Below are 25232 nucleotides of genomic sequence, written 5' to 3'. Positions count from 1 at the left end.
TATTCTTTTGGTGTTTATGGGGGGGCGGGTGTAAGGTACAGCCCCCAAGGGCGGGGGCACCGGCGGGGGGGGGCCCCCCTAGGGCCCCCCCCCCCGGAACCCGGCCCACCTCCGACCGGGTGCGCGAGGCGCTGTTCAGCGCCATCGACGCCCGCCTCGACCTCGACGGCACGCGCGTGCTCGACCTCTACGCGGGGTCGGGCGCGCTCGGCCTGGAGGCGCTCTCGCGCGGCGCCGCACACGCCCTGCTGGTCGAATCCGACCGCAAGGCCGCCGCGGTGGTGCGCGCCAATATCGCCGACCTCGGCCTGCCCGGCGCCGAACTGCGCCTGGGCACCGTGGGCACCGTCCTGGCCCAGCCCGCACCCGACGACTACGACGTGGTCTTCGCCGACCCGCCCTACGACGTGAGCACCCCCGAGGTCACCGCCGACCTCGCCGCCCTGGCCGCCAACGGCTGGCTCGCCCCCGAGGCCCTGGTGATCGTGGAACGCTCCATCCGCTCACCCGAAATCACCTGGCCCGCAGGCTATGCGCCGCTGAAGACCCGCAAATACGGGGAGACCAGAATCGAGCTCGCCCAGTTCGGTGCTAGCGTCTGAGTCATGGCTGCAGCACTGTGCCCCGGCTCCTTCGACCCGGTCACCAACGGTCACCTCGATGTGTTCACCCGCGCGGCCGCGCAGTTCGACGAGGTGGTCGTCACGGTGAATGTGAACCCCAAGAAGCAGGGCATGTTCACCGTCGAGGAACGCATGGAACTGCTGCGCGACGCGGTGCGGCACCTGCCCAATGTGCGGGTCGCCTCCTGGCAGGGGCTCACGGTCGACTTCGCCAAGCAGGAGGGCATCCGCGCGATCGTGAAGGGCATGCGCGACGCGGGCGACTTCGGCTACGAGCTGCAGATGGCGCAGATGAACCACAAGCTCGCCGGCGTCGACACCTTCTTCATCGCCACCAACCCCTCGCTGAGCTTCCTGTCCAGCTCGCTGGTGAAGGAAGTCGCGGCCTATGGCGGCGATGTCAGCGACATGCTTCCGCCGACCGTGCACAAGCGGCTGCTCGAGAAGATCGCCGAGCGCAAGAACGCCTAGAACAGCCCGCGCAGAGCCAGGAAGCGCAGGCCGCCGACGGCGGCCGTGATGCCCAGGACCACCAGGGCCTGCGCGGTGTCGCCCAGGCCGGGCGCCCACACGCCGAGCGCGGCCAGGCCCGCGGTGGTGATACCGAGGCCGAGCAGGGCCAGCCCGCCGCCCTCCCACTGCGCGGTGAACCAGCTGACCCGGTCGGTGGCGTGGAAGGTGAGCTGACGGTGCAGCTCGTTGGCGAGCACGGTGCTCACGATCGAGCCGACGACATTGGCGATCAGCGGCCCGACGCCGACCATGGCGAAGAACAGCAGCACATAGGCGATATTGCTGGACCCGCCGACCAGCGCGAAGCGGATGAGCTGCGGCAGGGCGCGGTCGCCGCGCAGATAGCGCAGGGTCCGGTCCACCCGCGGGCGCACCGGAACCGGCGCGACGACCAGCGGCAGCGGGTTGGCGAAGGGGGTGAACATGCCCGCGACGTGCAGCACCGAAGGTCTCGGTGTTTCCAGGACGGTCATGGTTCGACTCCGATCGCGATGAACAGACGTCGAGAGGAACAACAGCGAAAAGCGTGTGGAACTTCCCGGCGACGGCGTTGTCGTGCCCACCGATGGTAGCCGAAGTGGAGGGCTTCACTCCACTTGATATCCGTGCGATCTAGGACACTGTCGCGACACACCGCGACGACATTCGGCACAGGCGCCCGCGACGGGCACACTGGGCGGCGGCGGTAGTGGTTTCGCCGTGAGTCCGCAGGAGGGTAGTGAGCATGTATCGCGTATTCGAAGCACTCGACGAACTGGTCGCCATCGTCGAAGAGGCGCGCGGCATCCCGCCGACCCGCAGCTGCATCGTGCCGCGCGGTGACGTCCTCGAACTGCTCGACGACGTTCGCGACGCCCTGCCCGGCGAGCTCGACGACGCCCAGGACGTCCTGGATCACCGCGACAAGATCGTCGGCGACGCCCGCGCCGGGGCCGAGGCCACCGTCACCGCGGCCGACGAGCAGGCCCGCACCACCGTCGAGGCGGCCCGCACCGAGGCCGACCGCATCCTGGCCGACGCCAAGGCGCACGCCGACCGGATGGTCGCCGAGGCCACCGCGCACGCCGACCGGCTGGTCAGCACCGCCCAGGCCGAGGCCGAACAGGTGATCGCCGACGGCAACGCCGAATACGACGAACTCACCGGCCGCGCCCAGATCGACGCCGACCGGGCCATCGAGTCCGGTAAGGCGTCCTACGAGCGCTCGGTCGCCGACGGCCAGGCCGAGCAGGCCCGCCTGGTGTCGCAGACCGAGGTGGTGCGGGCCGCGCACGTCGAATCGGCCCGGCTCATCGACGACGCCCAGGCCGAGGCCGACCGGGTCCGCGCCGAATGCGACGACTACGTCGACGAGCGGATGGGTGATCTCGACGGCCGACTGGCCGAACTGGAGGAGACGGTCGGCACCACCCGGCGCACCATCACCCGTGGCCGCAGGCACATGCGCGGTGCGCCCGCCGGGGACTACCCGGAATACGCCGCCGAGCACCGGCGCTGAGCGCACCGCGCGTTTTGAGTTCGGCCGGGGTCCTGCCGTACTGTTGAGTGGTTGCCCATCATCCCCTCGACGGTTAGTGAGTCAGTGATGTCCGCCGGTTCCGGTTCATCCGCGCGTCCACGCAAGGCCAACGGCCCTGTGTCCGACGCGGGTTTCGTGCTGGACGTCCGCAGTCTCGGCCGCAGGCCGGGGACCATGCGGGAGTTGCGTCGCACTGTCACCGACCACGAGCGGCTGGGTCTCGACCTGATCGCCATCCCGGCCGAGGCCGCGGTGGAACTCGACCTGCAGTTGCAGGCCGTCTCGGAGGGCGTGCTGGTCACCGGCACGGCGTCCGCGCCGACGGTGGGGGAGTGCTCGCGCTGCCTCGAACCGTTCGACGACCGGGTGGAGATTCGTCTGACGGAGCTGTTCGCGTATCCGGACAGCACCACCGAGCAGACGACCGAGGACGACGAGGTCTACCGCATGGAAGACGACCTCATCGACCTCGAGCCGGTGATCCTCGACGCCATCGGGCTGGAGCTCCCGCTGCAGCCGCTGTGCACCCCGGACTGTGGGGGCCTGTGCCCCGAGTGCGGTGTGCGGATGGCGATTGCGGGTTCCGATCATGGGCATGAGATACTGGACCCTCGCTGGGCGAAGTTGGCGAGTTTCGCCACCGAGACGCCCGGCACCGGCGACCCCGCCGAGGGTGCCACCACCCCAGACCGATCCGCTCCCGTGGCAAACGATGTCCACGTGGTCAGCGAAAACACAGAGGAGAAGTAGCCGTGGCTGTTCCCAAGCGCCGGATGTCCCGTTCCAACACCCGGTCGCGGCGCAGCCAGTGGAAGGCCGTCGCGCCGACCCTGGTCACCTGCCCGAACCGTGCCTGCGGTGAGAAGACCCTCCCGCACATCGCGTGCCCGTCGTGCGGCACCTACAAGGGCCGCCAGGTCACCGCTGCTGTCTGATTCGTGACAGCGAGCAAAGACACAGTAGGCGCGGCGGATCACGCCAGCCTGCTCACCGCCCTCGGTGTCGACGTACGACCGGAGCTTCTGCGCCTCGCGCTGACGCACCGGTCGTACGCGTACGAGAACGGCGGTCTGCCGACCAACGAGCGCCTCGAGTTCCTCGGCGACTCGGTCCTCGGCCTCAGCATCACCGAGCGCCTCTACACCGAGCACCCGGACAAGTCCGAGGGTGAGCTCGCCAAGCTGCGCGCCAGCGTGGTGAACATGCACGCGCTCGCCGAGGTCGCGCGCGGACTCGGCGACGGCGGACTCGGCCAGTACCTGCTGCTCGGCAAGGGCGAAGAACTCACCGGCGGCCGCGACAAGCCGAGCATCCTCGCCGACGGCATGGAATCGCTGCTGGGCGCCGTGCATCTCGAGCACGGCATCGAAGTGGCCCGTGGCGTCGTGCTGCGCCTGTTCGCCGAACTGCTCGAGCGTGGCCCCCGCATGGGCGCCGGTCTCGACTGGAAGACCAGCCTGCAGGAGCTCACCGCCGAACGCGGGCTGGGCGTGCCCGCCTACGAGATCACCTCCACCGGCCCGGACCACAACAAGGAGTTCACCGCCACCACGGTGATCGCCGGTCGTCCGTACGGTCAGGGTGTCGGCCGCTCCAAGAAGGAAGCCGAGCAGAAGGCCGCCGGGGCCGCTTACCAGGCGCTCACCGACGAACCCGTCGCAGAAGCCTGAGCCGTGCCCGAACTGCCCGAGGTCGAGGTGGTGCGGCGCGGTCTGGCCGAGCATGCCGTCGGGCGTGCCATCGAGAACATCGTCGTCACCCACCCGAGGGCCGTGCGCAGGCATGCCCCGGGTGGTGCCGATCTGGCGGCCCGGCTGACCGGGCTGCGTATCGAGGCCGCGCAGCGCCGCGGCAAATACCTGTGGCTCACCTTCGACGAGCCGGACACCGCCCTGATCGTGCACCTGGGGATGAGCGGGCAGATGCTGGTGCAGCCCGCGGGCGCCCCGCTCGAGAAGCACGCCCACATCCGCGCCGGGCTCGGTGACGGCACCGAACTGCGCTTCGTCGACCAGCGCACCTTCGGCGGCTGGGCGCTCGGCGAGCTCGTCACGGTGGACGGCACCCCGGTGCCCGACTCGGTGGCCCACATCGCCCGCGACCCCCTGGACCCCCGGTTCGACCGCGAGGCCGCGGTGGCCGCCATCCGCGCCAAGAACACCGAGATCAAGCGGGTACTGCTGGATCAGACCGTGGTCTCCGGCATCGGCAACATCTACGCCGACGAGGCACTGTGGCGAGCCGGCCTGCACGGCACCCGCCTCGCCTCCGGCCTGACCCGGCCCGCCGTGCGCGCCCTGCTCGACGGCGTCACCGCGGTCATGAGCGAAGCGCTGGCCGTCGGCGGCACCTCCTTCGACGCGCTGTATGTGAATGTGAACGGCGAATCCGGCTATTTCTCCCGCTCACTGGCCGCATACGGGCGGGAGAACGAACCGTGCGATCGGTGCGGCGCGCTGCTGGTGCGCGAGCAATTCATGAACAGATCGTCTTTTTCCTGCCCGACGTGTCAGCGGAAGCCGCGCCGCCGCTGAACCCGGCGCGCTACCGTTTCTGGTGACGGGTCGTGACCGGCCGGGTCCGTGCAGGAGGACGTTATGCGCAAGCTGACCTATTTCGTGGCATCGACGATCGACGGGTTCATCGCCGCCGAGGACGGGACACTGGATTTCTTCCCCGTCGGCGGCGACCACGGGCCCTCGATCATCACCCAGTATCCCGAGACGCTGCCGACCAAGGTGCGCGAGGCGCGCGGCATCGCGGCGGGCAATGTCTACTTCGACACCGTGATCATGGGCCGCAAGACCCACGATTTCGGGGTGCGGACCGGCACGGCCAGTCCGTACGAGCATCTGCGCCAGTACGTGGTGTCCACCACGCTGCCCGAATCGCCCGCGCCCGGTGTGGAGGTGATCGGGTCCGACCCGGTGGGCGCGGTGCGGGCGCTCAAACGCGAAGCGGGGCTGGGTATCTGGCTCTGCGGTGGCGGTGAGCTGGCCCAGACGCTGCTGCCCGAGATCGACCAGGTGTTCCTCAAGCTGTATCCGGTGGTGCTCGGCACCGGCCGCCCGCTCTTCGGCGGCGGCGCGAGACTGCCCGCGCCGGAACGGTTCCGGGTGATCACCAGCCGGGTGTACGCCGACGGCGTCGCCTTCCTCAAGTACGGCCGGATCAGGTAGGGCCATGACGGCGGCGGGCGGTCCCGGTCCGGTCGCGGCGCTGCGCGAGATCGCGTTCTGGCTCGAACGCGGTCGCGCCGAGACGCACCGCGTGAAGGCCTACCGCCGGGCCGCCGACGTGGTGGCCGCCCTGTCCGCCACCGAATTCGCCGCCCGCGCACGCGAGCACAGCTGGCGCGAGCTCACCGGCATCGGTCCCAAGACCGCCGCCGTGATCGAACAGGCCCAGACCGGTGCGGTGCCCGACTATCTCGCCGACTTGCGCGCGTCGGCCGAGCCCATCGCCCCGGCCGGTGCCGCGCTGCGCAAGGCTCTGCGCGGTGATCTGCACACGCATTCCGACTGGTCCGACGGCGGCAGCCCGATCGCCGAGATGATGGCCGTCGCGGCGGCGCTGGGGCACGAGTACTGCGCGCTGACCGATCACTCGCCTCGGCTCACCGTGGCCAACGGGTTGTCCGCCGAGCGGTTGCGCCGTCAGCTCGACGTGGTCGCCGAACTCAACGCGCGGCTGGCGCCGTTTCGCGTGCTCACCGGGATCGAGGTCGACATCCTCGACGACGGCGGCCTCGACCAGGAGCCCGAGCTGCTCGACCGGCTCGACATCGTCGTCGCCAGCGTGCATTCGCGCCTGCGCGACGACAGCGCCACGATGACCCGGCGCATGGTCGACGCCGTCGCCAACCCGCACGTCGACATCCTGGGCCACTGCACGGGGCGCCTGGTGGAGGGTGGCCGAGGCACCCGGCCGGAGTCCAGCTTCGACGCCGAAATCGTCTTCGAGGCGTGCCGCCGCTACGGCACGGCCGTCGAGATCAACAGCAGGCCCGAGCGCCGTGATCCACCGGGACGGTTGATCGAGCTGGCGGTGGAGATGGGGTGCTACTTCAGCATCGATACCGACGCGCACGCGCCGGGGCAGCTCGACTGGCAGGGCTACGGCTGCGAACGCGCGCTCGCGCACGGGGTCGACGCGGCGCGGGTGATCGACACCTGGCCGGTCGAGGAGCTGCTCGCGTGGACGGCGGTACCCAGTGGGTGAAGTCCGGCCGAACAGTTGATGTCGGCGTGCTCGAACGCGGATCCGGCTGGTAGACATACGGATACGCGCAGCGGGTCGAGGTGGGGTGGGCGATGGGGGATTTTCCGGTCGATGTCGTCCTGTCGCTGATCGGTCTGGTGGTCGCGGTCGCCGCGTTCCTGCGCGAGTTCGTCTTCGTCGGCCGCAAGCGCCTCGGGTACCGCGTGCAGATGAACACCCCGGCCAGCCGGATCCTGGAGGACCCGAACGCGGCCGCGCCACCGGCGGGGTCCGGTCCGGCGGCACCGAAATCGGTGGTACTCATCCGGATCGAGAACGACGGCAACGCCACCATCGAGGACGGTGACTACGGCGGCACCGGCAGGCCACGGCTGAGCTTCCCGCAGCATCGGGTGAGCGTGGTGGAGGTGACCGAGCGGGTCGACCAGTCCGGGGCACCGGTGCAGCCGCTGAGCCCGGCGCTGCGCGCGATCGCCGCGGGCGCCGACGACGACGGCCACGCCGAGATCGCGCTGCCCGCCGAACGACTCGAACGCGGCGAGCACTACAAGGTGCTCGCCGTGCTGGAAGGCCCCGCGCCCGATCCGCTGGACCGCAACGCGACCAAGGTCATCCAGAAGGTCGGCAGCCTGAAGGGCGGCCGGTTCGTGCTGACCTCGAGCGGGTCGCGGCGTGAGCCCGCGCTGCTGGGGCTGAGCGTGTTCCTGGCCCTGGTGGTGCTGACCCAGCTGCTGGTCGCGGTGCTGCGCGCGGACCCGCCGCCGCGTGACTGCGCCGAGGGCGCGCTGACCGTCGTCGGCTCGACGGCGTTGGCCCCGGCGATCCGCAAGGCGGCCGAGAACTACGAGAAGACCTGCACCGCCGCCCGGTTCAGCTTCGACTTCACCGGCACCGAACCCGGTCTGCGGGCACTGACCAGGGTGGGGGAGACCACCGCCGTGCTCGCGATCGGTGACGGCGGCAAGGGCACCTCGTTCGCCTCGCTGACCGAGCATCCGCTGGTGCGCAGCTCGTTCTCGATGGTGGTGCACCCGGCCGTCGGGCTGCGGGATCTGACCACCGCCCAGATCCGTGATCTGTATCGCGGAAACATCCGCAACTGGAACGAGATCGGCGGGCCGGACCTGCCGGTGGTGCTGATCGACCGCACCGCGGGATCGGGCACCCGCCGCGCGCTGGAGGCCCGGCTGCTCGAGGAGAACCGGAAGGTGTTCCGCTACACCAGTTGCGTGGGGATGGCGGTGGGCGGGACACAGTGCGAGGTGGACGTCACCGAGGAAGTGGCTGTGTTTGTTGCCAAAATCCCTGGCGCGGTGGGGTATCTGGAGACCTCGGCGGTGGGCGCGGACGTGGCGGCGGTGACCATCGACGGGATCGCGCCCACGCGGGAGGCGGTGCGCGACGGCACGTATCCGTTCACCGGCGTGGAATACGCGTACACCCACGGGCCGGTCGCCGGTGATTCGCTGGTGGCCCAGTTCCTGGACTACCTGACCCGAGGTAAGGCCAGGCTCACCATGATCGAGTTCGGCAACATACCGTGCGATACCGAGTCCGAACCGAAATTCTGTACGCCGTAGAGGGCTGTTGACGGCGGAATCTCCTGTCCCGGCGCGGCATCGCCGACACGAATTCACGAGGCGACGCTGGTTTACTCTCCGGTAGCGGGGTACGTTCCATCACGGCCACTCTGTTCAGGCGGGTGCGCATTCCGGCCATCTCTTGTTCAAAGCAAGTGTTGCGAGGTTGTGTCCCTGGAAGGAAGGTCATGAGTGCAGACATGTCGGCAATGTCGCCGGCCGGGTTCTTCGAGAATCCACTGCGTATCGCGATGGTTGTTCCCCCGTATTTCGATGTTCCCCCCAAGGCCTACGGCGGCGTCGAAGCCGTAGTCGCCGATCTGGTCGATTCGCTCTGTGAGCGCGGCCATCACGTCACCCTGTTCGGCGCGGGCGAGCCCGGAACCAAGGCGAACTTCGTGCCGCTGTGGGACCGGATCCAGCCCGAGCGGCTGGGTGATCCGTTCCCCGAGATCGTCCACGCGCTGCGGGTGCGCCGCGCGATCGAGCGCCTGGCCGAGACCGAAGGGGTGGACCTGGTCCACGACCACACCTTCGCCGGTCCGCTCAACGCGCCCGCCTACGCCGATCTGGGCCTGCCCACGGTGGTCACCGTGCACGGCCCGGTCCAGGACGACTGCTACCGGTACTACCGCGAACTGGGCCAGGAGTGCTCGCTGGTGGCGATCAGCGACCGCCAGCGCGCGCTGGCCCCGGACCTGCCGTGGGCGGGCCGGGTGCACAACGCGCTGCGCCCCGAGCAGTGGCCGTACCAGACCGAAAAGCAGGACTACGCCCTGTTCCTCGGCCGCTTCAGCGCCGACAAGGGCCCACACCTGGCGCTGGACGCCGCCCACGCGGCGGGCATCCCGCTGATCCTGGCGGGCAAGTGCAGCGAGGCGCCGGAGAAGGCCTACTACGAGGAGTTCGTCGCCCCCCGGATGACCGACGCGGATCAGATGTTCGGCCTCGCCGACGCGGCGGCCAAGCGTAAACTCCTGTCCGGAGCTCGGTGTCTGCTGTTCCCCATCCGCTGGGAGGAGCCGTTCGGCATGGTGATGATCGAGGCGATGATCTGCGGCACGCCCGTGGTGGCGTTGCGCGGTGGCGCGGTGAGCGAGGTGGTGGTCGACGGGGTCACCGGGCGGATCTGTGACGATCCGGCCGAATTGCCCGCCGCCATCGCCGAAGTCGCGACCTACGACCCGGCCGCCTGCCGGGCCCACGTGGTCGACCACTTCGGCGCCGACACCCTCGGGCGCGGCTACGAGCAGGTGTACCGCGACCTGCTGGCACGCACCACGATCGGTGGCGTCGGCGACGGCTACGCGCTGCCCGTTCCGGTCGGGGCGGCCGGCGGGCGCGGATGAGTCAGGACGACGGGTCGCCGAGCCCGCTCAACGCGGGGGAACCCGCGGGGCTCGGCGGCAGCGGGGGCAATGTGACCCTCGTCGAAGGTGGCACGTTCTGCCTGTCCGACCGGCTCGGTGACATCGAGCCGGGCAAGCCCCAGGGCCTGTTCTTCCGGGATGCCCGGGTGATCTCGCGCTGGGAGTTGATGATCGACGGCAAGCGGCCCGAGCCGCTGTCGGTGCTGAGCCCGGAGGCCTTCGCGGCGCGGTTCGTGCTGCGCAGGCCGCCGCAGCAGGGCCGGGCCGACAGCACCCTGCTGGTGGTGCGCGACCGGCTCGTCGCCGACGGCATGCACGAGCTGATCACGCTGGACAACATGAGCCGTGAGGCCACCGCGGTGGTGCTCGAGCTGCACGTCGACGCCGATTTCGTCGATCTGTTCTCGGTGAAGGAAGGCCGGATGGGCAGTCACCGCTCGGAGATGACGACCTCCGACGGGGAACTGCTGCTGCACGACCGCACCGACCTGTCGCGCGGCCTGGCGCTGACCTCCTCCATCGAGCCGATGGTGTTGCCCGGCACCATGATCTGGCGCGTGGTGGTGCCCGCGGGCGGCCGCTGGCAGACCGAGATCACCGCCGCGCCCGCCGGGGCGGCACAGCGTCCGCAGACCCAGGGCACGCCCAAGGAGCGCTACCGCGACAGCGAACCGGTGCGCAAGATCCAGGCCTGGCGGGCCACCGCCACCGACATCAGCGCCGACTACGGGTTGCTCAACCGGGTGCTGCGGCGCAGCGAGAGCGACCTGGGCGCCTTGCAGATCCACACCGACTCCGGCACCGGCAGGCCCTTCGTCGCGGCGGGCGCGCCCTGGTTCATGACGCTGTTCGGCCGCGATTCGCTGCTGACGGCCTGGATGTCGCTGCCGCTGGAAACCGATCTGGCCCTGGGCACCCTGCAACAGCTGGCCGAACTGCAAGGGCAGACGGTCGATCCGCTGGTGGAGGAGGAGCCCGGCCGGATCATGCACGAGATGCGCCGCGGCCCGGCCGTGGGCCAGGTGCTGGGCGGGCAGATCTACTACGGCACCGTCGACGCCACCCCGCTGTTCGTGATGCTGCTGGCCGAATGCCTGCGCTGGGGCGCGGAACCCGCGTCGATCGCGACGCTGCTACCCGCCGCCGACGCCGCCATCGGCTGGATCACCGACTTCGGTGACCGCGACGACGACGGCTTCGTCGAATACGTGCGCGCCACCGACCGCGGCCTGATCAACCAGGGCTGGAAGGACAGCTTCGACGGGATCAACGACGCCGCGGGCCACATCGCCCAGGCGCCCATCGCGCTGTGCGAGGTGCAGGGCTATGTCTACGCGGCCTATCTGGCCCGCGCCGAACTGGCCGACGCCTTCGACGACACCGTCCTGGCCACCCGGATGCGCGAGCGGGCCGCGGAACTGCGCACCAAGTTCGCCGAGCAGTTCTGGCTGCCGCACTACGGCTGGTACGCCGTCGCGCTCGACGGGAGCAAACGCCAGATCGACGCGCTCACCAGCAATGCCGCGCACTGCCTGTGGTCGGGCATCGCCACCGACGAGCACGCCGAGATCCTGATCCGCAATCTGGCGACCGCGGACATGGACTCGGGTTTCGGCCTGCGCACACTGGCCTCGAACATGGGCGCCTACAACCCGATGAGCTATCACTGCGGCTCGATCTGGCCGCACGACACGGCCATCGCGGTCGCCGGGCTCATGCGCTACCAGCACGTGCCAGGCGCTGTCGCCCTCGCGACCAAGCTCTCCGCCGGGCTGCTCGACGCGGCGGCCGCCTTCGACGGCAGGCTGCCGGAACTGTTCTGCGGTTTCCCGCGGGCCAGATTCCAGGCGCCGGTGCCCTACCCCACCTCGTGTTCGCCACAGGCGTGGGCCAGCGCGGCGCCGCTGCTGCTGGTGCGCTCGTTCCTCGGGCTCGACCCCGACGTGCCGGGCCGCACCCTGACCGTGCGACCGCAGGTGCCCGCGGCATGGGGCTGCGTGCGGCTCTCGGAGTTCCGGCTGGGGGAGGCGACGGTGGATCTCGAGGTCTGCGGTTCGGCGGTGACGGTGACGGGTCTGCCCGAGGGGTGGGCGTTGATCACCGACGAAAACCGTTAACACACAGCAGGATCGGGGCCGGATCTCTCGCTCGCATCCGGCCCCGACCCGGTCAATTCAGGACCGGGAAACGGTCGTCCAGGGCGAGATCGAGCTCGACGACGTTCGCCGCGATGGCCGTCAGAGATATCGGATGCAATAGGTGATCGTTCCCCCGTGGAATGACAAGGAGGCATGTCCGCCGCATCCGGACACCGATCGTGTGGTTCGCAGGGCAACGAAGTTTCCGGGCGAGCACGACGCCGGGAGGACAGGACCAGCGGGGTCGGTCAGGCGGTAACAATAGTTGGCGACCATAAAGACGGTGAGGCACAGGCCGTAATCCTCATCGACAATGAAGCCATCTTTCGAATTCGGGCATTCCCAGTCGGGGTTGTCTGGATGCAATATCGCCTTGACCTTGTAGGGGCGGTCTCCGTTCTCGCAGTCGGAACCAGCGCGCGTCAGATTCCCGGTGGCGTTCAACGCAATGCAGTCACCCACCAACGCGCGCGGTCGCGACCGCCCCACCGGTACTGTCGTTGTCACCGCCGTGCTCCGGTCGATGGCCGAGGTCGCCGATGCCGATGTGGTGGCTCGGCGGGTCGTGGTGGTGGCATCCGAGCTGCTGTGCTCCGCCGGTGTCATACTCGGCGACGCCGTTCGAGTGTAGGCGGCCTGCTCGTCCAACGCCTGGGTCGTTCTGTACGCACTGGGTGTCGCGCCATCGACGCCGCTCCTGCCGTTCGCCCATATGCCCATGGCCACGAGAGGCAAGACCAGGAGGACCACAAAGCCCACCTCCCACCTTTGTCCGAGTTTGATCTGCCGATCGCTCAGCCCTGGCAGCATCGGTTCCGTCAATCGGTGGCGTATCGGGGACTTCGCGGGCAGCGTGCTCCGGCGAACTCCGCTGTTGTGAGCGCCTGCCGACCTCATGCCCGAGGTGGGAGGGGACGATGCGGAGTGCTCACCCGCGCTACCTGTCGTGATCGACTGAGCCCGTTCGGTCGGTGACCGGTGGACGTTGTCGGCATCCGGCCACGAAGCGGGAACCCACCTCTTTGCCGCTGTCTGCGCGGGCACCCGCGTCGTACCTGTCGCGGGAGGCTTCGGTGCAGTGGCCGTGGGCGCAGCCGGAGGGGCGGAGGTACCGCCGGATCCGGGCTGATCGGCCATGTCCGTGAGTGATCGTCGCGCCGCCTCGATCAGTTCGGCGCAGCTCGCGTACCGATCGTCGGATTTCTTGGCCAGGGCCTTCGCGATGACGGCATCGAGTGCCGCGGGAAGGTCCGGCCGGAGGGCATGTGGTGACGGCGGGTCGGCGCGAAGGTGCGCGCCCATGACCGCGGCCTGGGTATCGAGCGGGTACGGAGTCTGCCCGGTGAGTAGTTCATGAAGAGTGCAGCCCAGGGAATAGATATCCGCCCGGTGATCGACCTCGCTGCCCAGGAACCTCTCGGGCGCCGCATAGGCGAAGGTCACCGCGATCGCCGAGGCCGTCGCTGTCGCGTCGAGAGCGCGCGCGATACCGAAATCGCCCAGCACAGCACGCAACCCACCGCGGGGCGCCGGTTCGATCAGCAGGTTCGCCGGTTTGACATCGCGGTGCAGGATTCCCTGGGAATGGGCGTAGTCCAGTGCCTCGGCAGCATCGGACAGCAGTCGCAGCACCAATTCGGGTGCCAATCCCCGCGGCGAATCAGCGAGCAGCGCCTTGACATCGCCGCCGGGCACAAGACCCATCGATAGCCACAATTCCGGTTCGCCGGGCTTGCTGCGGTCGTAGATGGTGACAATGTTGGGGTGCCGGAGATCGGCCACCAACTCCGCCTCCCGGTCGAAAGCGCGACGGGCGTCCGCATTACCGGCGAGGACGTCGGCGAGAACCTTCAACGCGACGCGGCGCTTGCTGAGCCGGGGGTGCAGGGCCAGATAGACGATGCCCATGCCGCCGACGCCGAGAATGCCTTCGATGATGTATCCGGCGAAGGTGTCCCCTGGTCGCAGGGCCATTTTCTCGCACCTCTGTGTCGCCGAGGCGGATCTCGTCGCCGTCGTGGAGATTTCGTCGAGCTACCGTCACACCGGCACGGCCGGGTCGTCGTCGAGGGCGCTGCCGAGCCTCTGGAGATCTGCTGGTGCCAGTGTCGCAGATCGTAGCAATGCCTGTATGAGATTGTGGTTCAAGGTATTTCCGACAGGTTCGCCGATTCCGTCCTCGATCCGGATCCCCTCGACCGGATCAGCGGCCATCGACAGCCGCTCCCGCACCACGCCGACGATGTAGGCCACAGTCCTGGGCGACCACAGCCGCTCGTCCGGGCCGCTGTTCAGCTCTTCGGCCACCTGCCGCCACGACAGCGGCTGCGGATAGCGTTCCTGGCGCAGATACCGTTGGGCGAGTGCGGTAAGCACCAATTTTTCGTCCGAGCTCAAGGGATACGCCTTCGGAGGCACGGTGCGGCTGTGCTGTCGTTCGATGGAATTCTCGGTATGGGCGCGGACCACATGAACCTCCAGCAGGTGCGGCCGGTCCTTCCTGGATCCGATGAACATCGGTGTGTACCCGGGTGCGACGGCACGCTGCTGGCCATTCAGTAGCAGCCCTTCGCCGGGGAACTCGATCGGCAGCTGTCCCAGATTGCTCACCCGCCACTGCTGTCCGTCGTACTCGAAGACACCATGTCTACGGCTGACCCGCTCGTCACCGACCCCGATGGGGACATGGACGTCGTCTCGGGATCGGCCGAAGTACAGCCGGAACTCCCGCGGCGGGACGGCATAACCGCCGTCGGTCCCCAGCGCGAAGATCGTGCCCAGCGGCGCGGGTGGAACGCCACCCGACAAGCTCCGCATCGAGCTCGACAACACCTGCGGCACGAAACCGTCGTCGGCCATCGCATCATCCTTCCGTCGAAACCGCCGCCCGAACGGTATCGGAGCACCCCCGTCACCCCACGCAAATCGGACATCGAAACCACAACGCGTTCCGCCGGGCGCGGTCAGCTCCGGAACGGCAAGCGTTCGTCCGATGCGAGATCGAGCTCGACGACGTTCACCCGTGGCTCGCCGGGGAAACTGAGCGTGCGGCCACCAGGTCGCCGAGCTGGTCGGCGGTGATGCCGCGGGCGCGCGCCACCCGGGCGACCTTCGAGCGCGTGCACACGCAGCGGTGTACCGCCCGCGGCCGAGATGCCGGCGACGATCCGGCTGCGCAAGGGTGCGGCGTGCGGATGTCGTCAATGCGGGGCGGATAACCGTCAAGGCACCGTAAAGATCGAGTTCAGGGCGGCTCGGCGGGACCACAATGGTCCGGCGGCGGGCGAGTTCGCCGGCTGTCCCTGTGCGCACGGAAAGTGAGATCGCGGTGTCTGTAGTGACTGTCGCGGTGATCCTCGGTTTCGTCGGATCACTGCTGCTGCTCCGGGTGCTGAACCGGCTGAACGCTTCGCACTCGCCGATGGTGACCGTTGGTGTGTTGCCGGTGCGTGCGCCGGTTCCGCCGCGCCTACCCGCGATGATGGACCGGTGAAACGCGGACAACTGCGCATCTACCTGGGTGCGGCGCCGGGCGTGGGGAAGACCTACGCCATGCTCGGCGAGGCGCACCGGCGGCTGGAACGCGGCCGCGACGTGGTGGCGGCCGTGGTGGAGACGCACGGCCGCGAGAAGACCGCCGAGTTGCTCGACGGCATCGAGCGGATCGCGCCGAGAACCGTCACCTACCGGGGCGCCGAACTGACCGAACTCGACGTCGACGCGGTGCTGGCCCGCAGGCCCGCGGTGGTGCTGGTCGACGAACTGGCGCACACCAACGCGCCGGGCAGCGCCAACGAGAAGCGCTGGCAGGATGTCGAACAGCTGCTCGACGCGGGCATCGACGTCATCTCGACGGTGAACGTGCAGCACCTGGAGAGCCTCAACGACGTGGTCGCGCGGATCACCGGCATCGAGCAGCGCGAGACCGTGCCGGACGCGGTGGTGCGCGCCGCCGACCAGGTGGAACTGGTCGACCTCACGCCGGAGGCGTTGCGGCGCAGGCTCTCCCACGGCAATGTCTACGCCGCCGACAAGATCGACGCGGCGCTGCGCAACTACTTCCGCCCCGGCAATCTGACGGCACTGCGCGAACTGGCGCTGCTGTGGCTGGCCGACCAGGTCGACGCCGCACTGGCGAAATACCGGGCCGAGCACCGGATCACCGACCTGTGGGAGGCACGCGAACGCGTCGTCGTCGCGGTGACCGGCGGCCGCGAATCGGAGACGGTGGTGCGCCGGGCCGGGCGGATCGCCTCGAAATCCAGTGCGGAACTGGTCGTGGTGCACGTGGTGCGCGGTGACGGGCTGGCCGGGGTGTCCACCGAACGGATGGCGACGCTGCGTGCCCTCGCCGCCGGGCTCGGCGCCTCGCTGCACACCGTCACCGGCGCCGACGTGCCCACCGCGCTGCTCGATTTCGCCCGCGAGGTCGACGCCACCCAGCTGGTGCTGGGCACCTCCCGGCGTTCGCGCTGGGCGCGGATTCTCGACGAGGGCATCGGCGCCACCGTGGTGCAGCGCTCGGGCCGCATCGATGTGCACATGGTGACCCACGAGGAGGCCGACGGCGGGGTGCGCAGGCATCGGCTGCGCCCGCGAAGACCGGTGTTCGCGTGGTCGGCCGCGGTGCTGGTGCCGGTGCTGGTCAGCCTGCTGTGTGGGCTGCTGCTCGATCGCTGGCTGCAGCTGGGCGGGCTCAGCGCGCTGTTCTTCGTCGGCGTCGTCGCGGTGGCGCTGTTCGGCGGCGTGGTGCCCGCGGGGTTGTCGGCGCTGCTGTCGGGGTTGCTGCTGAACTGGTATTTCACCGCGCCGCGCTTCAGCTTCACCATCGCCGAGCCGGACAATTTCGTCACCGTGGTGGTGCTGCTCATCGTCGCGGTGGCGGTGGCGGCGCTGGTGGACGTGGCCGCCGCACGGTCGCGGCAGGCGCGCAAGGCGTCCAGGGAGGCCGAGTTGCTGACGCTGTTCGCCGGGTCGGTCCTGCACGGCGCCGACCTGCCCAGGCTGCTCGAACAGGTCCGTGAGACCTACGGTCAGCGGGCGGTGAGCCTGTGCGGCGGTGGACGGATCGTCGCCGCGGTGGGCAGTGATCCACCGGCGGATCGGGCCGCGGCGCAGACCGTCATCGAGGCCGGTGACGCGCACAGCTGTCTGCTGCTGGCGGGCCGGTCGATCGACGCGGCCGACCGGCCGGTGCTCAACGCGGTCACCAATCAGGCGGTCGGGCTGGTGCGCCAGGCCGAACTGGCCGAGGAGGCGAGCGCCGCGGCGGCGCTGCTCGAGGCCGACCGGTTGCGCCGGGCGCTGCTCTCGGCGGTCAGCCACGATCTGCGCACCCCGCTGGCCGGGGCCAAGGCCGCCGTGTCGAGCCTGCGCAGCGACGACATCGAGTTCTCGGCCGAGGACACCGGCGAACTGCTCGAGGCCATCGAGGAATCGGTCGATCAGCTCACCACGCTGGTGGGCAATCTGCTCGACTCCTCGCGGCTCACCGTCGGTGCGGTCACGCCACGGACGCAGCGCGTGTATCTGGACGAGGCCGTGCACCGCGCGCTGGTCAGCGTGGGGATGGGGGCGCGCGGGCCGCGCCGGGCGGCCAGGGACCGGGTGCGCGTGGAGGTCGGTGAGGTCTCCGTACCCGCCGACCCGGGACTGCTCGAACGGGTGCTGGCCAATCTGCTCGACAACGCGCTGCGCCACTCCGGCCCCGCGACGCCGGTGCGGGTGACCGCCGAGCAGCACGGCGACCGGGTGTCGATCGCGGTGGTCGACCGGGGGCCCGGCGTGCCCGCGGGCACCGAGGAACAGCTCTTCGAACCGTTCCAGCGCCTCGGCGACCACGACAACACCACCGGCGTCGGCCTCGGCCTGTCGGTGGTGCGCGGATTCGTCGAGGCCATGGGCGGCACGGTCCACGCCGAACCGACCCCGGGCGGCGGTCTGACGATGCTCGTCGACCTACCCTCGGGAGCGCGGGCCGAGGCACCACCCGCCGACCCGCGAGGAAAGTGAGTCCATGGGCAACCCGCCTCCCGAACCATCGAGCCCCCGCGCGACGGACTCCGACCGGATCCCGCGCGCGATCGTGCTCGTCGTCGACGACGAGCCGCAGATCGTGCGCGCGCTGCGGATCAACCTGTCGGTGCGCGGGTACGAGGTGATCACGGCCGGGACCGGCGCCGCCGCGCTGCGCGCCGCCGCCGAGAAACACCCCGACGTGGTCGTGCTCGACCTCGGCCTGCCCGACATGGACGGCATCGAGGTACTGGCCGGGCTGCGCGGCTGGACCTCGGCGCCGGTGCTGGTGCTCTCGGCGCGCACCGACTCCGCCGACAAGGTCGAAGCCCTCGACGCCGGCGCCGACGACTACGTCACCAAGCCCTTCGGCATGGACGAGCTGCTGGCCCGGCTGCGCGCGGCGATCCGGCGCGGCGCCACCGCCGCCGACGACGCCGATCCGGTGGTGGAGACGGCGTCGTTCACCGTCGATCTGGTCGCCAAACGGGTCACCAAGCACGGCACTCCGGTGCACCTGACCCCGACGGAGTGGGGCATGCTCGAGATGCTGGTGCGTCATCGCGGGAAACTGGTGGGCCGCAAGGAACTCCTGCGCGAGGTGTGGGGGCCCGCCTATGTCACCGAAACCCATTATCTGCGGGTCTATCTCGCGCAGTTGCGCCGCAAACTCGAGGACGACCCGGCCAACCCGCGCCACCTGCTCACCGAGGCCGGGATGGGGTATCGCTTCCAGGAGTGACAGTGGGCCGGGTCACCGCGCCGGAATGCCGCGACCGGCGCGGATGTTGCCAGGCGTGCATCGTTGTCGAGGCGAATGGCAGGATCAACGACTATGGCTGAGCAGAACGCACCCGTGACCACCGCACCGACCGAGCTGTGGGTCGAACGCACCGGGACCCGCGCCTACACCGGGCGCAGCTCGCGCGGCGCCGAGGTGCTGATCGCCTCGCAGGGCGTCGAGGGCGCCTTCACCCCCGGCGAGCTGCTGAAGATCGCGCTCGCCGCCTGCACCGGACTGAGCTCGGATCTGCCGCTGTCGCGCCGCCTCGGCGACGACTTCGACGCCACCATCCGGGTCTCCGGTGACGCCGACCGCGAGAACGAGGTGTACCCGCAGCTCGACGAGATCATGGAGCTGGACCTGTCCGAGCTCGACGAGGCCGCGCGCGAGCGGCTGCTGGTCACCGTGCAGCGCGCCGTGGACAAGGTGTGCACCGTGGGCCGCACGATCAAGGCCGGCGCCAAAGTGAGCCTGAACTTCGACATCGACGCATGAGCGAGGCGCCGGTCCGGCTCAGCGCCTGGGTCCACGGACAGGTCCAGGGCGTGGGTTTCCGCTGGTGGACCCGTTCGCGCGCACTGGAACTCGGCCTGGTCGGCTACGCGCGCAACCACCGCGACGGGCGGGTGCACGTGGTCGCCGAAGGCCCCCGAACGGCGGGCGCGAAACTGCTGGAGCTGCTACGGTCCGGCGCAGTGGCGGCCGGACCGCCTGGCCGGGTGGACCTGGTTGTGGAAAGCTGGGAGCCCGCGCGGGGCGACATGACGGGATTCGAGGAGCGCTAGTGGTGACTTCGGGGGCAAGGGGGCGGCAGCGGTGAGCACACAGAACCCTGGTCCGCCCGATCGGCCCGGCGACGGCGAGTCCGGACAGTCACCCTGGTCACCACCCGACCCGGGCGCGGGCTGGCCGCCGATGCCGCAGCAGCCCCCCGAGCCGCCCGCCGGTGAGCAGTCCCGGCCCGGCCGGATGGAACGCCAGGAACCGGGCACCACCCAGCCGCGTCCGCCGACCGTCGCCGAGGCGCGCGCCAGGGACAAGGCGCGCAAGCAGGCCGAACAGGCCCAGCGCGCCGCCGCCGAGGCCGAGGAGGCCAAGCGGCGCACCAGGAAACGCGTGATGATGGGCGGGATCGCCGTGGTCGGCGTCGCCGCGCTGGTCGGCGGTGGATACCTGGCCTACCGGGCGGTCACCGCGCCGGACCAGGTCACCGCGTCGTGCGTGCAGGTCGACGAGAACGGCAACGAGGTCGTCGTCGCCGACGAGTACTGCGGTGACGGCAAGACCAACTTCCGCAGCGACACCAGTCACGGGGGCGGCGGCAGCCTGATCCTGCTGGGCTGGCCGCAGTACCGCTACCACTACGGCGGCACCCCCACCATCGGCAAGCCGCCCACCGGCGGCAGCTCGGTCAAACCGCGCAACGCCGAGATCAAGACCAAGTCCGGCACCACCATCCAGCGCGGTGGCCTGGGTAGCAAGTCCACCGGCGGGAGCGGATCCTGATGCGGCGCACGAGGAGTACGCCCCGGCCGGGCTGGCAGCAGATCATCGAGAGTCAGGGCCTGGTCTACGGCGCGCCGGGCCGCGACGCCAGCGGTCAGCCGCGGCCGTACTGGGACGAATCGGTGCACTACGAGTTCTCGATGGACGAGATCCTCGCGCTGGAAGCCGATGTGGAACTGCTGCAGTCGATGTGCCTGCACGCCGCCGAGCACGTGGTGCTCACCGAGCGTTTCGCCGATTTCGGTCTGCCGGAATGGAGCTGGGGCCCGATCACCGAATCCTGGCGTCGCAGCGACCCGTACGTCTACGGCCGCTTCGATCTGCGCTACGACGCGCGGCGCCCGGCCAAACTGCTCGAGTACAACGCCGACACCCCCACCTCGCTGCTCGAGGCCGCCATCATCCAGTGGCACTGGCTCCAGCAGGTGTATCCCGGTGGCGACCAGTGGAATTCGCTGCACGAGAAGCTGGTGGAGCGCTGGACCGAGCTGCGCGGGGTGCTGCCGGGCAGCGAACTGCACTTCACCTGGTCGGGGGCCGACGCCACCGGCGAGGACAATGTCACCACCGCGTACATGCAGGAGACCGCGGCCGAGGCCGGGTTCGACACCGTCGCGCTGCCGATCGAGGAGGTCGGCTTCGACATCGAGCTGAACCGCTTCGTGGATCTGGCCGAGGCGCCGATCGAGGCGGTCTTCAAGCTGTATCCGTGGGAGTGGATCCTCGACGACGATTTCGGCAAGCGGGTCGTGGCGAGCCTGCCCGCCACGGCCTGGGTCGAGCCGCTGTGGACGACACTGCTGAGCAACAAGGCCATCCTGGCGATCCTGTGGGAGATGTATCCGGGCCATCCCAATCTGCTGCCCGCCTACCTGGACGACCCGCACGAGCTCACCGAGTACATCCGCAAGCCCAAGCTGGGCCGTGAGGGCGCCAATATGACCATCGTCGGTGCCGGGATGGAGACCGCGACCGGTGGTGTCTACGGTCACGAGGGTTTCGTCTACCAGCTGCTCGACCCGCTCCCGGAATTCGACGGCATGCGCCCGGTGCTGGGCGCCTGGGTCGTCGGCGACACCGCGGCGGGCCTCGGCATCCGCGAGACCGCGGGCCTGATCACCGATGACGGCGCGGCCTTCGTCCCGCACCGCATCGTCGACTGACCACACACCACTTGTTTCCGAAAGGACCACGATGACCGCCCTCGCCCTGGAATCGGGTTATTGGAGTGCACTCGGTGAAGGCGTCGGCGCCATCATCCTGTACTGCCTGATCGGCCTGGCCCTGATGCTGATCGGCTTCTTCGCCATCGACCTGACCACCCCGGGCAAGCTGCGCGACCTGGTCGTCGGTGGCAAGCCGAACGCGCTCATCGTCTCCGCCGCGGGCATGATCAGCATGGCGTTCATCGTGGTGTTCGCCGTGCTGGCCACCGGCGGGGTCAACAAGCTGACCGAAGGGCTGATCGCGGCCGTGGTGTACGGCCTGGTCGGCATCATCGCGCAGGTGGTCTCGGTGCGCATCATCGAGAAGGTCACCGGCATCGACATCGGCCGCACCCTGCACGCCGACACCTACACCCCCGAGGTGCTGGTGGTCGCCGCCGCGCACTTCGCGCTGGGCCTCGTGGTGGCCTTCGCGATCCTCTGACCTGGCCCGGGTTGACATCGCACAGTGGAGGGTGGACGCTGGACACCAGCAGACCACTGTGAGGGTGACCGAGAGGACGTCGGCATGGATATCAGCCCGGGTACACGCGCGTCCGACGCCGAACGCAACGCGATCGTCGCCCAGCTGGGCACCCACCTCGCCGACGGCCGCCTCGACCTCACCGAGTACGACCAGCGCGTCGCCAAGGTGTACGAGACGACCACGCGCGACCAGCTCGCCGTCGTCCTGTCCGACCTGCCCCCACTGCCTTCCCAGCCCGACGCCCCCGCCCCGGCGCCCCGCCCCACCAAGCGGCTTCCGGTCTGGCAGCGCATCGAGGCGGGCAGCTGGCTCGGCGTCAGCGTCATCGTGCTCGTCATCTGGGGCCTGATCAGTCTGACCGCGGGCGAACTCACCTACTTCTGGCCCATGTGGGTCATCGGCCCCTGGGGCGCGGTCCTGCTCTTCCGCGTCATCACCGGCTGGGAAGCCACCCCTGGCACCCAGACCCACCTCCGCCAGATGCAGAAGCACAGGAACCACCTGGACCCCCACGGCAAACACCACGGTCCGCGCGATCCGCACTGAGCCGGGCCGAATCGCAGCCTGGTGGGACGGTGGTGTCGCCGTCTTCGGTTAGGCTCACGCGAGCACACGGGTCATCGACCGGCTGACCGGCGCGACCCGACCATCGCCGACCGCGTGTTCTGTCCTGCCCGCGCCCAGGTCCGGCCCGATTCGCGGAGAGGGGCACAGCTTGCACCTGAAGAGCCTGACGTTGAAGGGTTTCAAGTCCTTCGCCTCCGCGACCACCCTGCGGTTCGAACCGGGCATCACCTGCGTCGTCGGCCCGAACGGGTCCGGGAAGTCCAATGTCGTGGACGCGCTCACCTGGGTGATGGGTGAGCAGGGTGCCAAGGCGTTGCGGGGTGGCAAGATGCAGGACGTCATCTTCGCCGGGACCAGCGGGCGGGCCCCGCTCGGGCGCGCCGAGGTGACGCTGACCATCGACAACTCCGACGGCGCGCTGCCGATCGACTACGCCGAGGTGTCGATCACCCGGCGCATGTTCCGCGACGGCGCAGGCGAGTACGAGATCAACGGCAGCAGCTGCCGGCTGATGGACGTGCAGGAGCTGCTGTCGGACTCCGGGATCGGGCGCGAGATGCACGTCATCGTGGGGCAGGGGCAGCTCTCGGCGATCCTGGAGTCGCGGCCGGAGGACCGGCGTGCCTTCGTCGAGGAGGCCGCGGGTGTGCTCAAGCACCGCAGGCGCAAGGAGAAGGCGGTCCGCAAGCTCGACGCGATGCAGGCCAATCTCGCCCGGCTCACCGACCTCACCACCGAGCTGCGCCGTCAGCTCAAGCCGCTGAGCAGGCAGGCCGAGGTGGCCCGGCGCGCGCAGACCGTGCAGGCCGACCTGCGGGACGCGCGGCTGCGGCTGGCCGCCGACGATCTGGTCACCCGCCGCGGCGAGCTGGAATCCCAGCTCAGCAAGGAGGCCTACGCCCGCGAGCAGCAGATCACCGTGCAGTCCGAGCTCGACGCCGCCAATGCCGCGCTGGCTCAGCAGGAGTTCCAGCTGTCGAAGCTGAGCCCCAGCGCCGACGCGGCCGCGCAAACCTGGTTCCAGCTCTCCGCGCTGGCCGAGCGGGTCAACGCCACCATCCGCATCGCCGGTGACCGGGCCCGGCACCTCGACACCGAGACCCCGGTGGGCACCGGCCGCGATCCCGAACAGCTCGAGGCCGAAGCCGACCGCATCGAGGCCGAGGAAGCCGAACTGCGCTACGCGGTGGAGATGGCCGCCGAGACCCTGGACGCCGCCCGCGAGGCGCTGGCCGATCGCGAGCAGGCTGCCAAGGCCGCCGAACAGGCGCATCTGGCCGCCGTGCGCGCCATCGCCGACCGGCGCGAGGGCCTGGCCCGGCTGGCCGGGCAGGTCGACACCCTGCGCACCCGGGCCCAGTCGGTCGACGCCGAGATCGCCCGCCTGTCGGTCGCCATCGCCGACGCGCGCCACCGCGGCGAGACCGCCCAGGTCGAATACGACGCCGTGCAGGACGAGCTCGGCGACCTGGACGCGGGGGAGAAGGGCCTCGACGCCCAGCACGAGCACGCGGTCGCCGCCCTGGAGCTGGCCGACGAACGCGTGCGGGAACTGCGCGAACAGGACCGGGAGGCGAGCAAACTGGTCGCCCGGCTCGGTGCCCGCATCGAGGCGCTCGGGATGAACCTGGCCCGCAAGGACGGCGCGGCCTGGTTGCTCGAACACGGGGTCACCGGGCTCGGTGGCCGGTTGTCGGGCGAGCTGCGGGTGCGGGCCGGGTTCGAGGCAGCGGTCGCCGCGCTGCTCGGGCCGCTCGCCGACGCCGTCACCGCCGAGACCGTCACCGCCGCCGACGCGGCCGTGCGCGAACTGCGCTCCGGCGACGGCGGCCGGGTGGCCTTCGTCTTCGCGACCGAGGGCGTGGTGCCCGCCACGCCCGGTGCGCTGCCCGCGGGCGCGACCTGGCTGGCCGAAGTCCTCGACGGCGCCGACCAGGTGCGTCCGGCCCTCGCCGCGCTCACCGCCGGGGTCGCGGTCGTCGACGACCTGGCCGCCGCCACCGCCCTCGTCGCCCAGCGCCCGGAACTGCGGGTGGTCACCCGCGACGGCGACCTGGCCGGTTCGGGCTGGATCGTCGGCGGTTCGGAGCGGATGCCCAGCCAGCTCGAGGTGCAGGCCGAGATCGATGCCGCCACCGCCGAACTGGCCGCCGCGCAGCGCCGCGCCGAGGAACTGGAGGCCGCGCTGGCCGGCGCGCTGGCCGAACAGACCGACCGCAAGGAATCGGCCGACCACGCCCTGATGGCGCTGCACGAATCCGACCAGGCGCTGCTGGCCATCTACGACCGGCTCGCCCGCGTCGGCCAGAGCGCGCGCGCCGCCCAGACCGAGGGGGAGCGGCTGGCCGGGCAGCGCGCCGAGGCCGAGGCCGCAAGGGAGAAGTCCCTGGCCTCCCTCGCCGAGCTCGAGGACCGGCTGCGCCACGCCGAGATCGAACACGACGGCGACGACGACAGCTTCGGTGCCGCGAGCACCGAGACCGCCGGGCGCGCCCGCGAAGAGGCCGCCGCCGCGCTGGCCGAGGCCCGCACCATGGAGGTCGAGGCCCGGCTGACGGTGCGCACCGCCGAGGAACGCGCGGAATCGGTACGCGGCAAGGCGGATTCGCTGCGCCGGGCCGCCCGCGCCGAACGGGAGGCACGGGCCCGCGCCGAACGCGCCCAGGCCGCGCGCCGCCGCGCCGCCGCCGTGGCGGCCGCGGTC

At 70.1% G+C, this 25232-nt stretch carries 25 protein-coding genes; 22 read left to right on the top strand and 3 right to left on the bottom strand.

Annotation, left to right across the window (positions count from 1 at the left end):
- Together rsmD and coaD are read left to right on the top strand one after the other, a co-directional pair.
- Positions 1-602 (top strand): 16S rRNA (guanine(966)-N(2))-methyltransferase RsmD (rsmD, locus tag ACWEMY_RS27015; protein WP_452392278.1); only part of this gene is annotated, 602 nt, incomplete at its 5' end.
- A 3-nt stretch (positions 603-605) separates the two neighbouring features.
- Entirely contained in the window at positions 606-1094 is a 489-nt protein-coding gene (coaD, locus tag ACWEMY_RS27010) for a pantetheine-phosphate adenylyltransferase (protein WP_452392277.1), read from the top strand.
- Here the strand turns inward: coaD and ACWEMY_RS27005 are convergent.
- Entirely contained in the window at positions 1091-1609 is a 519-nt protein-coding gene (locus ACWEMY_RS27005; protein ID WP_452392276.1) for a GtrA family protein, read from the bottom strand. The genes coaD and ACWEMY_RS27005 overlap by 4 nt on opposite strands.
- Positions 1610-1860: 251 nt before the next feature.
- Here ACWEMY_RS27005 and ACWEMY_RS27000 point away from each other — a divergent pair, with 251 nt between their 5' ends.
- The 10 genes from ACWEMY_RS27000 to ACWEMY_RS26955 all read left to right on the top strand — a co-directional run bounded on the left by ACWEMY_RS27000 (position 1861) and on the right by ACWEMY_RS26955 (position 11943).
- A complete protein-coding gene (locus ACWEMY_RS27000) occupies positions 1861-2634 on the top strand; it encodes a DivIVA domain-containing protein (RefSeq protein ID WP_452392275.1) in 774 nt (257 codons plus the stop codon).
- Positions 2635-2721: 87 nt separating this feature from the next.
- Complete coding sequence (locus ACWEMY_RS26995) at positions 2722-3405, top strand: YceD family protein (RefSeq protein WP_452392274.1); 684 nt, start codon at positions 2722-2724, stop codon at positions 3403-3405.
- Between the two features lie 2 nt (positions 3406-3407).
- Positions 3408-3590 carry a 50S ribosomal protein L32 gene (gene rpmF, locus ACWEMY_RS26990; RefSeq protein ID WP_022565580.1) on the top strand — a complete coding sequence of 61 codons (183 nt, stop codon included), beginning with the start codon at positions 3408-3410 and terminating at the stop codon, positions 3588-3590.
- A gap of 3 nt (positions 3591-3593) precedes the next feature.
- Positions 3594-4325, top strand: coding sequence for a ribonuclease III (gene rnc, locus ACWEMY_RS26985; protein ID WP_375929284.1), 732 nt, complete (start codon positions 3594-3596; stop codon positions 4323-4325).
- A gap of 3 nt (positions 4326-4328) precedes the next feature.
- Positions 4329-5189: a bifunctional DNA-formamidopyrimidine glycosylase/DNA-(apurinic or apyrimidinic site) lyase gene (gene mutM / locus ACWEMY_RS26980; protein ID WP_375929283.1), complete on the top strand. Its 861-nt coding sequence runs from the start codon at positions 4329-4331 to the stop codon at positions 5187-5189.
- 63 nt (positions 5190-5252) lie between these two features.
- On the top strand, positions 5253-5834 hold the full coding sequence (locus ACWEMY_RS26975; RefSeq protein ID WP_375929282.1) for a dihydrofolate reductase family protein: 582 nt from the start codon (positions 5253-5255) through the stop codon (positions 5832-5834).
- Between the two features lie 4 nt (positions 5835-5838).
- Positions 5839-6876 (top strand): PHP domain-containing protein, encoded by a 1038-nt coding sequence (locus tag ACWEMY_RS26970; RefSeq protein ID WP_452392273.1) that lies wholly within the window; start codon positions 5839-5841, stop codon positions 6874-6876.
- Positions 6877-6968: 92 nt separating this feature from the next.
- Positions 6969-8456: a PstS family phosphate ABC transporter substrate-binding protein gene (locus tag ACWEMY_RS26965; protein ID WP_452392272.1), complete on the top strand. Its 1488-nt coding sequence runs from the start codon at positions 6969-6971 to the stop codon at positions 8454-8456.
- Positions 8457-8644: 188 nt separating this feature from the next.
- On the top strand, positions 8645-9805 hold the full coding sequence (locus ACWEMY_RS26960; RefSeq protein WP_375929279.1) for a glycosyltransferase family 4 protein: 1161 nt from the start codon (positions 8645-8647) through the stop codon (positions 9803-9805).
- Positions 9802-11943 (top strand): amylo-alpha-1,6-glucosidase, encoded by a 2142-nt coding sequence (locus ACWEMY_RS26955; protein WP_375929278.1) that lies wholly within the window; start codon positions 9802-9804, stop codon positions 11941-11943. The genes ACWEMY_RS26960 and ACWEMY_RS26955 overlap by 4 nt, the downstream gene beginning before the upstream one ends.
- 120 nt (positions 11944-12063) lie before the next feature.
- Here ACWEMY_RS26955 and ACWEMY_RS26950 read toward each other — a convergent pair whose 3' ends face one another.
- Both ACWEMY_RS26950 and ACWEMY_RS26945 read right to left on the bottom strand, forming a co-directional pair.
- On the bottom strand, positions 12064-13938 hold the full coding sequence (locus ACWEMY_RS26950; protein WP_452392271.1) for a serine/threonine-protein kinase: 1875 nt from the start codon (positions 13936-13938) through the stop codon (positions 12064-12066).
- A gap of 66 nt (positions 13939-14004) precedes the next feature.
- Positions 14005-14823 (bottom strand): FHA domain-containing protein, encoded by an 819-nt coding sequence (locus ACWEMY_RS26945; protein ID WP_375929276.1) that lies wholly within the window; start codon positions 14821-14823, stop codon positions 14005-14007.
- A gap of 469 nt (positions 14824-15292) precedes the next feature.
- Between ACWEMY_RS26945 and ACWEMY_RS26940 the strand changes: the two genes are divergently transcribed.
- The 10 genes from ACWEMY_RS26940 to smc form a co-directional block, all read left to right on the top strand.
- The gene (locus tag ACWEMY_RS26940; RefSeq protein WP_375929275.1) at positions 15293-15457 is read left to right on the top strand and encodes a hypothetical protein; all 165 of its coding nucleotides are present in this window, start codon (positions 15293-15295) and stop codon (positions 15455-15457) included.
- Positions 15454-17976 (top strand): ATP-binding protein, encoded by a 2523-nt coding sequence (locus tag ACWEMY_RS26935; RefSeq protein WP_452392270.1) that lies wholly within the window; start codon positions 15454-15456, stop codon positions 17974-17976. Before ACWEMY_RS26940 ends, ACWEMY_RS26935 begins: the two co-directional genes overlap by 4 nt.
- Positions 17977-17980: 4 nt before the next feature.
- The gene (locus ACWEMY_RS26930) at positions 17981-18721 is read left to right on the top strand and encodes a response regulator (protein ID WP_375929273.1); all 741 of its coding nucleotides are present in this window, start codon (positions 17981-17983) and stop codon (positions 18719-18721) included.
- Between the two features lie 93 nt (positions 18722-18814).
- Positions 18815-19258, top strand: a complete 444-nt coding sequence (locus ACWEMY_RS26925) for an OsmC family protein (protein WP_375929272.1) — start codon at positions 18815-18817, stop codon at positions 19256-19258.
- On the top strand, positions 19255-19548 hold the full coding sequence (locus ACWEMY_RS26920) for an acylphosphatase (protein WP_375929271.1): 294 nt from the start codon (positions 19255-19257) through the stop codon (positions 19546-19548). The genes ACWEMY_RS26925 and ACWEMY_RS26920 overlap by 4 nt, the downstream gene beginning before the upstream one ends.
- 184 nt (positions 19549-19732) lie before the next feature.
- Positions 19733-20269 (top strand): hypothetical protein, encoded by a 537-nt coding sequence (locus tag ACWEMY_RS26915; RefSeq protein ID WP_452392279.1) that lies wholly within the window; start codon positions 19733-19735, stop codon positions 20267-20269.
- Positions 20269-21432: a glutathionylspermidine synthase family protein gene (locus ACWEMY_RS26910; RefSeq protein WP_375929270.1), complete on the top strand. Its 1164-nt coding sequence runs from the start codon at positions 20269-20271 to the stop codon at positions 21430-21432. Before ACWEMY_RS26915 ends, ACWEMY_RS26910 begins: the two co-directional genes overlap by 1 nt.
- Before the next feature lie 31 nt (positions 21433-21463).
- Positions 21464-21919, top strand: a complete 456-nt coding sequence (locus ACWEMY_RS26905; protein ID WP_278263832.1) for a DUF350 domain-containing protein — start codon at positions 21464-21466, stop codon at positions 21917-21919.
- Positions 21920-22003: 84 nt separating this feature from the next.
- Positions 22004-22507 (top strand): DUF1707 SHOCT-like domain-containing protein, encoded by a 504-nt coding sequence (locus tag ACWEMY_RS26900; protein ID WP_452392269.1) that lies wholly within the window; start codon positions 22004-22006, stop codon positions 22505-22507.
- A gap of 169 nt (positions 22508-22676) precedes the next feature.
- Positions 22677-25232 (top strand): chromosome segregation protein SMC (gene smc / locus ACWEMY_RS26895; RefSeq protein WP_452392268.1); only part of this gene is annotated, 2556 nt, incomplete at its 3' end.

Source organism: Nocardia sp. NPDC004415 (assembly GCF_053602435.1).
The sequence above is the reverse complement of the archived record's forward strand: the minus strand, read 5'-3'. Positions and strand labels throughout refer to the sequence as shown.

Excerpts from the sequence above, each read along its gene's own strand:
- coaD (WP_452392277.1), top strand. The coding sequence starts at position 606 with ATGGCTGCAGCACTGTGCCCCGGCTCCTTCGACCCGGTCACCAACGGT.
- ACWEMY_RS27005 (WP_452392276.1), bottom strand. The coding sequence starts at position 1,609 with ATGACCGTCCTGGAAACACCGAGACCTTCGGTGCTGCACGTCGCGGGC.
- ACWEMY_RS27000 (WP_452392275.1), top strand. The coding sequence starts at position 1,861 with ATGTATCGCGTATTCGAAGCACTCGACGAACTGGTCGCCATCGTCGAA.
- ACWEMY_RS26995 (WP_452392274.1), top strand. The coding sequence starts at position 2,722 with ATGTCCGCCGGTTCCGGTTCATCCGCGCGTCCACGCAAGGCCAACGGC.
- ACWEMY_RS26975 (WP_375929282.1), top strand. The coding sequence starts at position 5,253 with ATGCGCAAGCTGACCTATTTCGTGGCATCGACGATCGACGGGTTCATC.
- ACWEMY_RS26970 (WP_452392273.1), top strand. The coding sequence starts at position 5,839 with ATGACGGCGGCGGGCGGTCCCGGTCCGGTCGCGGCGCTGCGCGAGATC.
- ACWEMY_RS26965 (WP_452392272.1), top strand. The coding sequence starts at position 6,969 with ATGGGGGATTTTCCGGTCGATGTCGTCCTGTCGCTGATCGGTCTGGTG.
- ACWEMY_RS26960 (WP_375929279.1), top strand. The coding sequence starts at position 8,645 with ATGAGTGCAGACATGTCGGCAATGTCGCCGGCCGGGTTCTTCGAGAAT.
- ACWEMY_RS26955 (WP_375929278.1), top strand. The coding sequence starts at position 9,802 with ATGAGTCAGGACGACGGGTCGCCGAGCCCGCTCAACGCGGGGGAACCC.
- ACWEMY_RS26950 (WP_452392271.1), bottom strand. The coding sequence starts at position 13,938 with ATGGCCCTGCGACCAGGGGACACCTTCGCCGGATACATCATCGAAGGC.
- ACWEMY_RS26945 (WP_375929276.1), bottom strand. The coding sequence starts at position 14,823 with ATGGCCGACGACGGTTTCGTGCCGCAGGTGTTGTCGAGCTCGATGCGG.
- ACWEMY_RS26930 (WP_375929273.1), top strand. The coding sequence starts at position 17,981 with ATGGGCAACCCGCCTCCCGAACCATCGAGCCCCCGCGCGACGGACTCC.
- ACWEMY_RS26925 (WP_375929272.1), top strand. The coding sequence starts at position 18,815 with ATGGCTGAGCAGAACGCACCCGTGACCACCGCACCGACCGAGCTGTGG.
- ACWEMY_RS26920 (WP_375929271.1), top strand. The coding sequence starts at position 19,255 with ATGAGCGAGGCGCCGGTCCGGCTCAGCGCCTGGGTCCACGGACAGGTC.
- ACWEMY_RS26915 (WP_452392279.1), top strand. The coding sequence starts at position 19,733 with ATGGAACGCCAGGAACCGGGCACCACCCAGCCGCGTCCGCCGACCGTC.
- ACWEMY_RS26910 (WP_375929270.1), top strand. The coding sequence starts at position 20,269 with ATGCGGCGCACGAGGAGTACGCCCCGGCCGGGCTGGCAGCAGATCATC.
- ACWEMY_RS26905 (WP_278263832.1), top strand. The coding sequence starts at position 21,464 with ATGACCGCCCTCGCCCTGGAATCGGGTTATTGGAGTGCACTCGGTGAA.
- ACWEMY_RS26900 (WP_452392269.1), top strand. The coding sequence starts at position 22,004 with ATGGATATCAGCCCGGGTACACGCGCGTCCGACGCCGAACGCAACGCG.